This is a genomic window from Amycolatopsis sp. NPDC114503 (assembly GCF_055633655.1).
In genome coordinates this window covers 905,469-919,365 of record NZ_JBVKDT010000004.1, presented here as the reverse complement: position 1 = coordinate 919,365, position 13,897 = coordinate 905,469, and the positions used below count along the sequence as shown (strand labels likewise).

The window sequence follows — 13,897 nt, the reverse complement described above, 5'->3', positions numbered from 1 at the left end:
TCGACGATGACCAAGTGGCTGTTGCTCGCGTGCGCGATCCTCAGCGAGGTGACTGGCTCGCTGTCGCTGAAAGCGGCGACGAACCACCCTGGCTGGTACACCCTGGTCGCGGTGGGCTACCTCGCCGGGTTCGCCTTCCTGGTCAAGGTGCTGCGAGCCGGAGTCCCGCTCGGTGTGGCCTACGGCATCTGGGGTGCGCTGGGCGTGGCGCTCACCGCCGTCCTGGGCGCGGCGATCTTCGGAGAGACGCTGACCCCGGTGATGCTCGGCGGCATCGTGCTGATCATCGGCGGTGTCCTGCTGGTCGAACTCGGTTCCCAAAAAGCCAAGCGGGGCAAGGAAACCAAGAAGGCTCCGGAGGTCACGGCGTCATGACGTTCGTCTTCCTCGCCGTCGCGATCCTGTGCGAAGTCGCCGCGACCGTGTGCCTGCGCATGGCCGCCGCAGGCCGGAAGGCCTGGTACGCGGCCGTCGCCGCGGGGTATCTGGTGGCGTTCGCCCTCCTGAGCCTCACCCTCAGCCGCGGCATCGGCATCGGCGTCGCCTACGGGATCTGGGCGGCTGCCGGTGTCGCCCTCACCGCGCTGGCCAGCCGCGCGTTGTTCAAAGAGCCCCTCACCAAAATCATGGGGCTGGGCATCGCCTGCATCATCGCCGGAGTCCTCGTCGTCGAGCTCGGCGGCAACCACTAACCCCTTCGGTCACAGCCACAGGCAGGCTTCGCCGCAGTGTGGCAACCCGGGGTGGCGGATGCTGTACGTGCCCCGGCGGGGCCTAGGCGACCACAGCATCGTCTCTCCGGCCGAGGAACACGCGCGGCCAACTGGCCCTCTTCGTCATCGGCCGCTGGAACGCAGCCGCGCAGGACCGTCTACGGGCACTGGAGCACGCGCACAGGATCACGGTCACCGGCGCGCGTCTTTATCACAGGTCGGGCTCCCGCAAACCTGCTCGGTCGGCGGAGGCCCGGCCGGAGCGGCAATAGTTGTTCGCGGGATTTCGTCTCGCCCGGGGCGCATGCCTGTTCTTGGCCGATGCAAGGGTGCTTGCTCTAGCTCATAGGGTGTCGCCGACTCGGATTTTCCTGGCGGCTTCGTGTGCTCGTTCAGTGGCGGCGCTGGCTCCGTACTTACGGGCCATCTGTGCGGTAGTCCAGCCGTTGAGCAGCATCAGGTCGCCTTCGCTGCCACCGGACTTGAGGAAAGTGTGCGACTGGAAGTGTCGGCCGAGGTGCGCGTGGAGATTGCGGCCGAGCACGCCGTGCGCGTCGGCGGCGTTGCCGCGTCGGCGGAGCATGATCTTGATGCCGTTCGGCGACAGAGGCGTGCTGCGACGGTGGTCGCTGAGCCACAGCCTGGTGGTGGTGTCGGCGTAGGGGTGGCGCGCACGGACGCGGAGATAGCGACCGAGGGCTTTGCCGGTGGCGGCGCTAAAGGGAAGTGCGCGCCATTTCCCGCCTTTGCCCAGGACGTTGACGACGCGACGGGTTAGGTCGAGGTCGCGTTCCAGGTCGATGTTGGCGATTTCGGCGAGGCGACCGCCAGTGTCCCAGATCAGTCGGATGATCGCTTCGTCTCGTCGGCTGTGAAAGTCGCGCCCCTGGCAGTTCCGGAGCACTTGCTTGATGAATTCCACCGGGGTGATGGGGATCGGCTGGTCCGGAATATGCGGCGGATTCATGCGGGCCATCGGGTGGTGCTCGATCTCTTCTTCGGTCAGAAGCCAGTTGAACCACGCGCTCAGCGCCCGGTAATTGTTGTTCGCGTTTCCGGGGCTGGTCGTGGCGAGGCGGTAGGCGATCCACCGTTTGATGTGGTTCGGTTCGTAGTCTTCGGGCTCGGCCGGTTCCGGCGGAACGGAGGCGAGCCACGCTTCGGGGTCGTCGGCCTCCGGCGGCGCGATCGGGTCGGCGAGCCAGATGTGGAAGAAGCGCACGGTGTCGCTGTAGCCGCGGATCGTGCGGGGGCTCTTGTTCTCGGCCTCGAGTGACATAGCCCACTCGTTGATCAGCGCCTGCCAGGCCGGCGGAGCGGGCTTCGGTGCTCGGGTGCGCATGTGAAAATCCTCAAATAGGAGTGTCACTGAGCGCTGTGCTAGCTCCCGCGCCGCGTCGGACGGCACGAAAAAGGGGCTGAACCCGCAGGTCCAGCCCCTATCGGTCGGGATGACAGGATTTGAACCTGCGACCCTCCGCTCCCAAAGCGGATGCGCTACCAAGCTGCGCCACATCCCGGCACCCCCGAAGCCTCCGGAAACCCCGGTACCCGGGGGGTGTACGACCCACCCTAGCGGGCACGCTAAGCTGGCTTCGCTCCCGGGTCACCGAGGGCGCTGCGGGTGTAGCTCAATGGTAGAGCCCTAGTCTTCCAAACTAGCTACGCGGGTTCGATTCCCGTCACCCGCTCCAACGTTTCCGATGAGGACGACGCCGCATCCGCCTCCAGGCGGGCGGCGATCACGTCCAGCAGCAGATCGGTGTCCACCGGCTTCGTGATGTAGTCGTCCGCTCCCGAGGCCAGGGTTCGTTCGCGGTCTTCCTCCGTCGCCTTCGCTGTGACAGCGATCACAGGCAGGTCTTCGTGGGCCGCTTCGGCTCGGATTGCCGCGATGGTCGCGTTGCCGTCCAGTTCCGGCATCATGACGTCCATCAGCACCAGTGCGGTGTCCTCGTGGCGTTCCAGGGCCCGGATTCCGGCCACACCAGTATCTGCGTAGATGACTTCCAGGCCCGCTTGCTCCAGGACCGCCGCGAGGGCGAAGACGTTGCGCAGGTCGTCGTCGACGATCAGGACCTTTTCGCCGTTGAAGCGTTTCGGGGCGCTATTCGGCTCTGCCACCGTGATGGTGCTCGGCAGGACCGGCAGCTTGGGGGTGGGCCGCACAGGCGTCGTGGGGGCGATCAGGTTCGCGGCGCCGACCGGCAGGTACAGCGTGAAGGTGCTGCCTCGGCCGGGGACGCTGCTGACGCGCAGTTCGCCGCTCAGCAGTTCAGTCAGCTGCTGGCTGATCGACAGGCCCAGGCCCGTCCCGCCGTATTTGCGGCTGGTGGTCCCGTCCGCCTGGCGGAAGGCGTCGAAGATGACTTCCAGCTTCTCCTCGGGAATGCCGATGCCGGTGTCTTCGACGCCGAACGCGATGATTCCGGCCGCCGAGCGCAGCGACTCTTGCTCGACCTCCTCGGGGTCCGCCATCCGGATGTGCAGGCGCACGCCGCCCTCGTCGGTGAACTTCGCGGCGTTCGACAGGAGGTTCCGGAGCACCTGCTGGAGGCGGTGTTCGTCGGTGTGCACGCTGCCCGGCACCGGCGGGTCGATCATGACCGCGAACTCCAGGCCCTTGTCCGCGGTCAGCGGGCGGCACAGCGATTCGACGTAGTTGACCAGTTCCGGCAGCGTCACGTCGGACATCTGCAGGTCCAGCTTTCCGGCCTCGACCTTCGCCAAGTCGAGGATGTCGTTGATCAGCTGCTGCAGGTCGCTGCCCGCCGCCCAGATCGTCTTCGCGAACTGGATCTGCTTCTCCGTGAGGTTGCCCTCGGGATTCTCCGACAGCAGTTTCGCCAGGATCAGCGCACTGTTGAGCGGAGTTCGCAGCTCGTGCGACATGTTCGCCATGAACTCGTTCTTGTACTGCGACGCGACCGTCAGCTGCCCGGCCCGCTCCTCGAGCTCTTGCCGGGCCTGCTCGATCTCGATGTTCTTGACCTCGATGTCGCGGTTCTGCTGGGCCAGCAGCGCCGCCTTCTCGGCCAGTTCGGTGTTCGAGCGGCGCAGTTCGCCCTGCTGGGCCTGCAGCTGCTCGGACCGTGCGCGCAGTTCCTGGGCCAGCCGCTGCGATTCGGTCAGCAGCGCCTCGGTGCGCGAGTTCGACAGGATCGTGTTCACGTTGACGCCGATCGTGTGCCGCAGCTGCTCCAGCAGATCCAGGTGCACCGCGGAGAACTCGTTGACCGACGCCAGTTCCAGCACGCCGAGCACCTCGCCCTGGAACAGCACCGGCAGCACGATCACGTTCACCGGCGGGGCCGAGCCGAGCCCGGACGACACCAGCGCGTACTCCGGGGGAGCGCCGTTGACCAGTATCGTCCGCCGGTCCACCGCGGCCTGGCCGATCAGCGATTCGCCGAGCCGGAACCGCAGCCCGGTGCGGGCCTGGGCGAGGCCGTAGGCGGCGATGCAGTCGAGCAGCTTGTCCGGGTCGCCCGCGTCCTCTTCGTCGTGCGCGATGAAGAACGCGCCCTGCTGCGCGCTCACCAGCGGGGCCAGCTCCGACAGGATCAGCGTCGCCACCGACGCGAGGTCGCGGTGGCCCTGCATCCGCCCGGACAGCCGCGCCAGGTTCGTCTTCAGCCAGTCCTGTTCGCGGTTCGCGGAGGTGGTCTCCTTGAGGTTCGCGATCATCTGGTTGATGTTGTCCTTGAGGTCCGCCAGCTCGCCGGACGCGTCCACGGTGATGTGCCGGGTCAGATCGCCCGCGGTCACCGCCGTCGCGACCTGGCCGATCGCGCGGACCTGCGTGGTCAGGTTGCCCGCCAGCTGGTTCACGCTCTCGGTCAGCCGCTTCCACGTGCCGGACACGCCCTCGACCTCGGCCTGACCGCCCAGCTTGCCCTCGGTGCCGACCTCCCGGGCGACACGGGTGACCTCCGCCGCGAACGCGGACAGCTGGTCGACCATCGTGTTCATCGTGGTCTTCAGCTCGAGGATCTCGCCCCGGGCGTCGACGTCGATCTTGCGCGACAGGTCGCCGCGCGCGACCGCCGTGGTGACCTGCGAGATGTTCCGGACCTGGCTGGTCAGGTTGTGCGCCATGAAGTTGACGTTCTCGGTCAGGTCCTTCCAGGTTCCGGCCACACCGGGCACCCGTGCCTGACCGCCGAGGATGCCTTCCGTGCCGACCTCGCGGGCGACGCGGGTGACCTCGTCGGCGAACGCGCGCAGCGTCTCGACCATGTCGTTCAGCGTCCCGGCCAGCGCCGCGACCTCGCCCGCCGCGTCGATGGAGATCTTCTTCGACAGGTCGCCGTTCGCCACCGCGCTCGCCATCGTGGCGATGCTCCGCACCTGCACGGTGAGGTTGTCGGCCATGACGTTCACGTTGTCGGTGAGGTCTTTCCAGATCCCCGCGACGCCGGGGACCCGTGCCTGACCGCCGAGGCGGCCCTCGGTGCCGACCTCGCGCGCGACCCGGGTGACCTCGTCCGCGAAGGCGGACAGCTGGTCGACCATCGTGTTCAGGATGTTCTTGAGTTCCAAGATCTCGCCGCGCGCGTCGACGGTGATCTTCTGCGTCAGGTCGCCGCGCGCCACGGCGGAGGTGACCTGGGAGATGTTCCGCACCTGGTCGGTGAGGTTGTTGGCCATGAAGTTGACGTTGTCGGTGAGGTCCTTCCAGGTCCCCGCCACCCCCGGCACAGTCGCCTGACCGCCGAGTTTTCCTTCCGTGCCAACCTCTCGCGACACCCGGGTGACCTCGTCGGCGAAGGACGAGAGCTGGTCGACCATCGTGTTCAGCGTCGTCTTCAGCTCGAGGATCTCGCCGCGCGCGTCGACCGCGATCTTCTTAGTCAGGTCGCCGCGCGCCACCGCCGTCGCGACCTGCGCGATGTTGCGGACCTGCGCGGTGAGGTTGTTGGCCATGAAGTTCACCGAGCCGGTCAGGTCGCGCCAGATGCCGGCGACCCCGGGCACGGTGGCCTGGCCGCCCAGCTGCCCTTCCGTACCCACTTCGCGGGCGACTCGGGTGACCTCGTCGGCGAAGGACGAGAGCTGGTCGACCATCGTGTTCATCGTGGTCTTGAGCTCGAGGATCTCGCCCCGGGCGTCCACCGTGATCTTCTGCGTCAGGTCGCCCTTCGCGACCGCGGTGGTCACGTGCGAGATGTTCCGGACCTGGTCGGTCAGGTTGTCGGCCATCTGGTTGACCGAGTCGGTCAAGCCGCGCCACGTGCCCGCCGCGCCGGGGACCTCCGCCTGACCGCCGAGGCGGCCGTCGCTGCCGACCTCGCGGGCGACCCGGGTGACCTCGTCGGCGAAGGACGAGAGCTGGTCGACCATCGTGTTCAGCGTCGTCTTGAGCTGCAGGATCTCGCCCCGCGCGTCGACGTCGATCTTCTTCGTCAGGTCGCCCGCCGCGACCGCCGTGGCGACCTGCGCGATGTTGCGGACCTGGTCGGTCAGGTTGTCCGCCATCAGGTTCACCGAGTCGGTGAGGTCGCGCCAGGTGCCCGCGACGCCCGGCACGCGCGCCTGGCCGCCGAGGCGTCCTTCGGAACCGACCTCGCGCGACACCCGGGTGACCTCGTCGGCGAAGGACGAGAGCTGGTCGACCATCGTGTTGATGGTGTTCTTGAGCTCGAGGATCTCGCCCCGGGCGTCGACGTTGATCTTCTGCGTCAGGTCGCCGCGGGCCACCGCGGTGGTGACCGAGGCGATGTTCCGGACCTGCTCGGTGAGGTTGTCGGCGAGGAAGTTGACCGAGTCGGTGAGGTCGCGCCAGGTCCCGGCCACGCCGGGGACCTCGGCCTGGCCGCCGAGCCGGCCCTCGCCGGCGATCTCGCGCGACAGCCGGATCACCTCGGCGGCGAACCGCGACAGCTGCGCGTTGAGCCCGTTCACGGTCTTCGCCAGCTCGGCGTACTGCCCGCGCAGCGGACGGCCGTCCAGCTGCAGCGCCATCGGCTGCGACAGATCGCCCTCGGCGACCGCGCCGAGCACCCGGTCCAGCTCCACGACCGGACGGCTGACGTCCTCGATCAGCCCGTTGACCGTCTCGACCGCGGTGGCCCAGCCGCCGGGGCCGATCTCGGTGCGCACGCGTTCGGTGAGCTTGCCCTCCTGGCCCACCTCGCCGCGCACGCGCATGAGTTCGGTCACGAGCCGCTGGTTGCGTTCGGCGATGTCGTTGAACGCCGACGCGAGCCGGGCGGTGATCCCGTCCCCGTGCGCGACGAACCGCCGCCGGAAGTTGCCGTCCCCGAGGTCGTGGACGGCGCCGAGCAGCCGCTCCAGCGCCGCGACCTCGCTCGCCGGGACGAGTTCCGGTTCCTGGGCCCCGGAGTTCCGGGGGCTCCCGGAAGTCGTTGTCATCTTTGCCGACCTTCCCACCACGCGTGTGCCAGCCATGGTCGTCGACCCAGCGTGCCATGGTTCGCCCTACACTTCGACCCAGTCCGCCCGCGCACACTGTGCCAACCTGGAAGGACCAGGACCGTCAGGTCGACCCGGAGGCAGGAGGTTCGTGCATGGTGTCACGGCCCGCTCCGGCGTCGGCCCTGCCACCCGGCGCCGAGCTGCCCGGGCACGCCGGATTCTGGCGCTCGGTGCTCGACGACGTGCGGGAGCCGGTGTTCCTGCAGGACCCCGAAGGCGCGCTGCGCTGGGCGAACGCCGCCGCCGAGCGGCTCGGCCCCGCCGAGCTCGTCGGCGTGACCGAGACCACCGGCAAGGTCGGCCACCGGCCGGCCAAGATCCGGGTGCTTCCCGGCGGCTGGCGTGCCTGGACCGTGGTCGACGACGGCCGCCGCCGTCCCGAAGAGTTCCTCGCCGAGGCCGGCCCGAAGCTGGCGCTCGCGCGCGGACGGCACGGCACGGCGCGGGTGATCGCGGAGCTGGCGGCGTCCGCTTTGGGCGATTGCGCCTTCGTGCTGCTGCCGACGACCCGCGGCCGCTGGGAGTGGTGGAGCTGCACCGAGCACGGCGCGGCGGGCCACGGCCGGATCCGGCGGGTGCCGGCGCAGCTCGCGCCGGTGGTGTCCGACGCGGTCACCGACGTCGCCCGGCCCGAGGTCCGAGCGGTGCCGGCGACGGAGGTCGCGGCGTTGCCCGCGGCGGTCGCCGAGCCGTTCGAGGGCCATCTTGAGGTTTCGGTGGTCTCGTTCGGCTCCGGCATGGCCGGAGCGGTGCTGCTCGGCAGGCGCGGCGAGCCCGCGTTCGGGGTGTCGCAGGGCCAGGCGGTCGAGGCGTTCGCGGACGCGGCCGGCACGGCGCTGGCCAACGCGCAGCGCTACGCGAGCCAGGAGGAAGCCACTCGCGGGCTTGAATCGACGTTGCTGCCGACGCCGCCCGCGCAGGTCGACGGCGCGAATTTCGAGCTGTGGTACGAGCCGGCAGGCGGAGTGCTGGGGGTCGGCGGCGATTTCTACGACGTCCTTTCCCGCGACGACGGCAGTGCGTTCGTGGTCGTCGGCGACATCTGCGGCAAGGGAGCCGAGGCGGCCGCGCTGACCGGCCGGGTGCGGCATTCGCTGGCCGCGCTGCACCTCGTCGAACGCGACGGCCGCACGATGCTGCGGCTGCTCAACGAACTCTTGATCTCCGGCGGCAGCAACCGGTTCGCGACGCTCGTGCTCGGTTCGGTCGCGGCCGCGGAGTCCGGGCTCGACGTCACGCTCGCCTCCGGCGGCCATCCCGCCCCGCTCGTGCTGCGGCGCGGGGGAGGGGTCGAGGAGATCAGCGTGCCCGGCACCCTGGTCGGCGTGTCGCCGCAGGCCCGCTTCGCGGAGGCGACGACGCACCTGGACGAGGGCGACGTCTGCCTGCTCTACACCGACGGCGTCACCGAAGCCCGCAACCGCACGGAATCCACCGAACTGTTCGGCGACGAACGGCTCTACACGGTGCTGGAGGATTGCGTCGGGCAGCCGGCGCGGGAAGTCGTGCGCCGGCTGCGCGAGGCGGTGCGGGCGTGGCTCGGGAATTCCGGCCACGACGACATCGCGGTGCTGGCGATCGAGGCCGCGCCGCGCGCGGAGTAGCTCAGGCTTTCCTTGCCCGGCACGGAAAATTCACTTTCCGGGCTGGACTTCCGGCTTCGGTTCGGCCTTCGCCGCCCGCTCCGGCGCCGGAGCAGTCTCGACGTCCTGCTTCGGCTCGGTCGCGCGGGCGGTTGCCGGGTGCTCGAAGTGTTCTCGGCACTGCCGCCCGAACCGGCGTGCGTGCGCGGTCATCGCCTCCACCTCCCCGCTCGCCCTCAGGATCGCGCGCCGGAGACGACTTCGCCACCGAATTGCGCCGCGTCAGCCGACCGGGTGGCCGGTCTGTCTAATGTGGAGTCTTCCCGCTCGGCGGGCCGGTGCGGGGGTCCCGGGGCTGTTTTGTCTGTCCCGGCGGGGTTCTCGGCGGGGTCCGGCCGGGCTGGCTCGCCTGACTGGGCTGGCTCGTCCGGCTGGGCAGCGCGGGCATGGTCCCGGCCGCCGTGCCGGGCGGCGTCGTCGTTTGCGCGGGCTGCTCCGCTTGCGTCGAACGGCCCGGCGGCGCGGACGGCGAATGGCGGGGAGCGGAATCCGGTGAATCGGACGGAGCGGAAGAGGACGGGGAAACCGGAACCTGAGCCGGTTCGGGGCCGGGCGCGGACCCGGTGCCCGGACGGAGCGGGGTCGCCAGCAGCAAGGTCCCCGCCGCGACCAGCACCACCGGCAGGCCCGCGGCGAGCACGGCGCGCCGCCGGGACACCTGGTGGCGGCGGCAGAACACCGCGAGCCGCGTTTTGATCGGGAGCCGCAACGCTTCCGTACCGCGCAACGCGCGTGCCACCGCCGCCGCGGACGGTCTTTCCTCGGGGACGCGCATCGTCATCGCGCGGAGTGTTCTCGCCAGCGGTTCCGGCGTGCCCGACGGCACTCGCGGCGCCCGATGCAGCCGCACCACCGCGGTTTCCGCCGCCGTGCCCGGGTATTCGCGGACGCCGGTGAGGCATTCCAGGAGAACGAGCCCCAGCGCGTAGACGTCCGAGGCCGGGCCCGGGTGCTCGCCGAGCACCTGCTCCGGCGAGAGGTAGGCCGCCGTCCCGACGACCGCGCCGGTGTCGGTCACGCGGGTCGCGTCCACGATGCGCGCGACGCCGAAGTCGGCGATCCGCGGGCCGTCGCCGGACATGAGGATGTTGGCGGGCTTGAGATCCCGGTGCGTCACCTCGTGCGCGTGCACGTGGGCGAGCGCCTCGGCCAGCTGTGCGCCCAGTTCCACGACCTGGTCGGCGGGCAGCGGTCCGGAGCGCAGCCATTCGGACAGGTTGGGCCCGTGCACGCAGTCCATGACGAGGTACGCGTGCCCCTCGTCGACCCCCGCGTCGACAAACCCGACCAGCCCCGGATGCCGGACCGCGCGCAGCGCCGCGATCTCCTGGTCCCGGCGGTTGCGGCCCAGTTCGACCGCTCCGGCGTGGAAGAGCTTCACCGCGACCGCGGCTCCGGTTTCGCGGTCCTCGGCCTGGTGCACGGAGGCCGTCGCGCCTTCGCCGATCCGCTCGCCCACCTCGTACCGGCCGGCCAGGACCAGCGGCGCGGGCCCGTAGCGGCCCAGCGCGAACCGTCTCGCGGTCGTGCCCGCGTCCGAATCGCCAGCGCCGGTCATTCGCCGATCACCTTTCCCCCGGGTAGCGGGGACAACTTACTCGCCGGAGGGCGAGGGCAAAAGCCGGTGGCGGGGCCGGGGACGGCCGACGAGGTCACGCGCGGCGTGTAGTGCCTGCTCAGCCGTGCTCCGGACAGCATCTTGACCTCCCGGTCGGTGCGGCCGATGTTCTGCGGCGACCCTCCTGACGTTCCGCGAGTACAGTGGCACCCGGGTACTACCGGCGCGCGCAATACTTGCAGCTACATCGAGACGGGCACGCGCCCGGGCCGCGGCCGCCCGCAACCTGGGCCGCCTGGAGGAGGTGCACCATGTCGGTGTCGGACGACGCCGTCGAGGCGCGCGCGCAAGGCTGGCGGACGCTGGCGGCGCTGCACGCGCGGATCGAAGACCGGCTGAACCGCGCGCTGGAAAGCGAGCACGAGCTGTCGGTGAGCGAGTACACGGTGCTCGACGTGCTCGGCCGCCAGGACGGCTTCCACCTGCGGATGAGCCAGCTGGCCAACGCGGTGGTGCTGAGCCAGTCCGCGACGACCCGCCTGGTCACGCGGCTGGAGGAGCGCGGCCTGCTGTCGCGGTACCTGTGCCAGGACGACCGGCGCGGGATCTACACCGAGGTCACCCCGTCCGGGCAGAAGCTGCTGGCCGCCGCCCGCCCGACGCACGACACGGCTCTTTCCGCCGCGCTCGCCGAGGCGGAGGAGCTGCCTGAGCTGGCACCGCTGGTGACCGCGCTGGGCTCGCTCACTTTCGCTGCCAAGTGACAGGTCCCCTTGGGGGAATCTGATTCCTCCAAGGGGACCTTCACCGACTCTTTAGGGCCGCAGCCGGTGCAGGTCGCGCGGGAAGAGCGTCGCCCCGCGCACGTTGGCCACGCCCAGCACTCGCGCGACCCACCGCTCCAGCCCGATCGCGAACCCGCCGTGCGGCGGCATGCCGTACGCGAACGCGTCGAGGTAGTCGGAGTACTGCTCCGCCGACTCGCCGAGCACGGCCAGGTAGTCCGCGTACCGGTGCAGCCGCTGGCCGCCGGTCACCAGCTCCAGGCCGCGGAACAGCAGGTCGAAACTGTTCGATCGGACCGGGTTCGCTGGGTCCGGGTGGGTGTAGAACGGCCGTTTCGCCATCGGGTATCCGGTCACGAACAGGAATTCCGACCCGTGCTCCCGTTCGGCCCATGCGCACAGCCATCGTTCGTGCGCGGGCGCGAGGTCCGGTTCACCGCGTGGGTCCTCGCCGGTGTGCCGGGCCAGAAGTTCTTGTGCCGCGGCGAAATCGATCGACGGAATCTCTTCCGGCACCATCGGCGCGTCCGGTCCGGCCGCAGCGGCCATCTCCGCTACGACGTCGCGCAGCACTGCCATCACGTCGCGATGGTCGGAGATGAAGCCGAGTTCCGCGTCGAGACTCGTGTACTGAGCCAGATGCCGGGCGGTGTCATGCGGCTCGGCCCGGAAAACCGGTCCCGCCTCGTACACCCGCTCGAACACCCCGACCATGGCCTGCTTGAAAAACTGCGGCGACTGGGCGAGATAAGCCGGACGTCCGAAGTAGTCCAGCTGAAACACATTCGCCCCGGATTCCGTCGCGGTAGCAACGATCTTCGGCGTATGAATCTCAATGAACCCCTGACCGTCCAACGCTCGCCGAAACGCCGCGACGCTGGCCGCAGCCACCTCAAACCGCCTGCGCAGCAACGGATGCCGCAACGCGACTGCCGCATTGTCCAGCACCACAGGCAAACCAGCGGCCACCTCAGGCCGATACAGATCGAACGGCGGCCGTTTCTCCGGCGCGGACAACACCTCCACCGCGGGCTCCCGCAACTCAACCCCGTGCGGTGCCTGCGGATTGGCGACCACCTGCCCGGTGAGCCGTACGACGGTCTCCTCGGCGACGTCCGGCGGCTCGGCGAAAACCGCCTGCGCGGTCCCGGACCGGTCGCGAATGACGAGGAACGCCACGGATTTCAGCACTCGCCGGCGGTGCACCCAGCCGGCGATCGTTGCGGTGGAGCCCACGCGGTCACGCAGGCAGGCCACCGGGGTGCGGGTACTCATTCCTTCTCCTGAGCGCACTCGGCGACCCCTTGGGGGTGCGGGCGAGAAGGGACACTCGCGGTGCCACCGCACCTTCGCCGCCGAATGGGCGGCCTCGTTCTGGCCGGGTGACGGCGGCCGGGCCGGCGGGGCATTTCCTCCCCGCACTCAGGAGTGTCTTCGCGCTGGGCCGCGACGCTGCCTTCTCACCGGCGGCAGCTCTCTGTCCCTCGCGGTGCCCTGCGCTACTCGTCTCCGTCAACGTGTTGCCCGCAACGGTAAAACACCGCCGCCGCCCGCGTCGCCTGATTTACCGGACGCCCAGCAGGTGCTCCAGCGCGAGCTGGTTGAGCCGGGTGAAGTGGTAGCCGCGCCGGCCGGCCGCCTCGACGTCGAACTCGTCGGCAGCGAGATCGTCCAGCGTTTCGCCCTCGGACAACGTCGGCGTGGCCAGTTCCGGAACTCGCGACGCGGCAAGCGCTTCGGCGACTTCCGGATCGGCTCGGAATGCGCGGGCTTTCTCGCGCAGGATCAGGTACGTGCGCATGTTCGCCGCCGCGGAAACCCAGACGTCCTCGGGATCCTCGGTGCGGAGCGGTTTGTAGTCGAAGTGGCGCGGGCCGTCGTAGCCGCCGTGCTCCAGGAGGTCGACCAGGAAGAACGCACTGGTGAGATCGCCGTGGCCGAAGATCAGGTCCTGGTCGTACTTCGGGCCGTGCTGGCCGTTGAGGTCGATGTGGAACAGCTTGCCCTGCCACAGCGCCTGCGCGACGCCGTGCACGAAGTTCAGCCCGGCCATCTGCTCGTGGCCGACCTCCGGATTGAGCCCGAACAGTTCGGGCCGGTCCAGCTGCGAGATGAAGCCGAGCGCGTGGCCGATCGTCGGCAGGAGGATGTCGCCGCGCGGTTCGTTCGGCTTCGGCTCCAGGGCGAAGCGAAGGTCGTAGCCCTGCGAGACGGCGTAGTCGGCGAGGACGTCCAGGCCTTCCTTGTACCGGGCGAGCGCGGCGCGGACGTCCTTCGCCGCGTCGGATTCCGCGCCCTCGCGACCGCCCCACAGGACGTAGGTTTGCGCGCCGAGTTCCGCGGCGAGGTCGAGATTGCGCCGGACCTTGGTGAGCGCGTACCGCCGGATGTCGCGGTCGTTGCTGGTCAGGCCGCCGTCCTTGAAGACCGGGTGGCTGAACAGGTTCGTCGTCGCCATCGGCACGCGCAGCCCGGTTTCCGCCAGCGCCTGCTTGAACTTGCCGATCGCGACGTCGCGGTCCGGCTCGGTGGCGAGGAGGTCGTCGTCGTGGAAGGTGACGCCGTACGCGCCGAGGCCGGCCAGCCGGCGCACGCTCTCGACCGGGTCGAGCGGCGGCCGGGTGGCGACGCCGAACGGGTCGGCCGCGGCCCAGCCGACGGTCCACAACCCGAACGAGAATTTGTCTTCCGGCGCGGGGGCGTAGTCGGCCATGCCCGTCCCTTCATTTAGTTCACGATGTAGACTAAATACTGCGCCGC

At 69.7% G+C, this 13,897-nt stretch carries 10 protein-coding genes and 2 tRNA genes; 5 read left to right on the top strand and 7 right to left on the bottom strand.

What is annotated here, in order from left to right; translation table 11 throughout:
• Window positions 1-6: 6 nt before the first annotated feature.
• Together ACZ7OI_RS21325 and ACZ7OI_RS21320 are read left to right on the top strand one after the other, a co-directional pair.
• Window positions 7-375 (top strand): DMT family transporter, encoded by a 369-nt coding sequence (locus ACZ7OI_RS21325; RefSeq protein WP_470265916.1) that lies wholly within the window; start codon window positions 7-9, stop codon window positions 373-375.
• Complete coding sequence (locus ACZ7OI_RS21320; protein ID WP_470265915.1) at window positions 372-692, top strand: DMT family transporter; 321 nt, start codon at window positions 372-374, stop codon at window positions 690-692. Before ACZ7OI_RS21325 ends, ACZ7OI_RS21320 begins: the two co-directional genes overlap by 4 nt.
• A 364-nt stretch (window positions 693-1,056) precedes the next feature.
• Here the strand turns inward: ACZ7OI_RS21320 and ACZ7OI_RS21315 are convergent, their stop codons facing one another.
• Together ACZ7OI_RS21315 and ACZ7OI_RS21310 are read right to left on the bottom strand one after the other, a co-directional pair.
• Window positions 1,057-2,121 carry a tyrosine-type recombinase/integrase gene (locus tag ACZ7OI_RS21315; RefSeq protein ID WP_470265914.1) on the bottom strand — a complete coding sequence of 355 codons (1,065 nt, stop codon included), beginning with the start codon at window positions 2,119-2,121 and terminating at the stop codon, window positions 1,057-1,059.
• A 38-nt stretch (window positions 2,122-2,159) separates the two neighbouring features.
• Window positions 2,160-2,233: transfer RNA gene (locus ACZ7OI_RS21310), tRNA-Pro, on the bottom strand.
• A gap of 100 nt (window positions 2,234-2,333) precedes the next feature.
• On the opposite strand from ACZ7OI_RS21310, the gene ACZ7OI_RS21305 reads away from it, so the two are divergent.
• A tRNA-Gly gene (locus ACZ7OI_RS21305) sits at window positions 2,334-2,407 on the top strand.
• Here ACZ7OI_RS21305 and ACZ7OI_RS21300 read toward each other — a convergent pair.
• On the bottom strand, window positions 2,376-7,088 hold the full coding sequence (locus tag ACZ7OI_RS21300) for a HAMP domain-containing protein (RefSeq protein ID WP_470265913.1): 4,713 nt from the start codon (window positions 7,086-7,088) through the stop codon (window positions 2,376-2,378). The two genes, ACZ7OI_RS21305 and ACZ7OI_RS21300, sit on opposite strands and share 32 nt — an antisense overlap.
• A gap of 155 nt (window positions 7,089-7,243) precedes the next feature.
• On the opposite strand from ACZ7OI_RS21300, the gene ACZ7OI_RS21295 reads away from it, so the two are divergent.
• Complete coding sequence (locus tag ACZ7OI_RS21295) at window positions 7,244-8,755, top strand: SpoIIE family protein phosphatase (protein WP_470265912.1); 1,512 nt, start codon at window positions 7,244-7,246, stop codon at window positions 8,753-8,755.
• Window positions 8,756-8,785: 30 nt separating this feature from the next.
• Here the strand turns inward: ACZ7OI_RS21295 and ACZ7OI_RS21290 are convergent, their stop codons facing one another.
• A complete protein-coding gene (locus ACZ7OI_RS21290; protein WP_470265911.1) occupies window positions 8,786-8,947 on the bottom strand; it encodes a hypothetical protein in 162 nt (53 codons plus the stop codon).
• Window positions 8,948-9,041: 94 nt separating this feature from the next.
• Entirely contained in the window at window positions 9,042-10,352 is a 1,311-nt protein-coding gene (locus ACZ7OI_RS21285) for a serine/threonine-protein kinase (protein WP_470265910.1), read from the bottom strand.
• A 311-nt stretch (window positions 10,353-10,663) separates the two neighbouring features.
• Here ACZ7OI_RS21285 and ACZ7OI_RS21280 point away from each other — a divergent pair, with 311 nt between their 5' ends.
• Window positions 10,664-11,116 (top strand): MarR family winged helix-turn-helix transcriptional regulator, encoded by a 453-nt coding sequence (locus tag ACZ7OI_RS21280; protein ID WP_067587712.1) that lies wholly within the window; start codon window positions 10,664-10,666, stop codon window positions 11,114-11,116.
• A gap of 51 nt (window positions 11,117-11,167) precedes the next feature.
• Here ACZ7OI_RS21280 and aspS read toward each other — a convergent pair whose 3' ends face one another.
• Window positions 11,168-12,412, bottom strand: coding sequence for an aspartate--tRNA(Asn) ligase (gene aspS / locus ACZ7OI_RS21275; protein WP_470265909.1), 1,245 nt, complete (start codon window positions 12,410-12,412; stop codon window positions 11,168-11,170).
• A 289-nt stretch (window positions 12,413-12,701) separates the two neighbouring features.
• Window positions 12,702-13,850, bottom strand: a complete 1,149-nt coding sequence (gene xylA, locus ACZ7OI_RS21270; protein ID WP_470265908.1) for a xylose isomerase — start codon at window positions 13,848-13,850, stop codon at window positions 12,702-12,704.
• Window positions 13,851-13,897 lie beyond the last annotated feature (47 nt).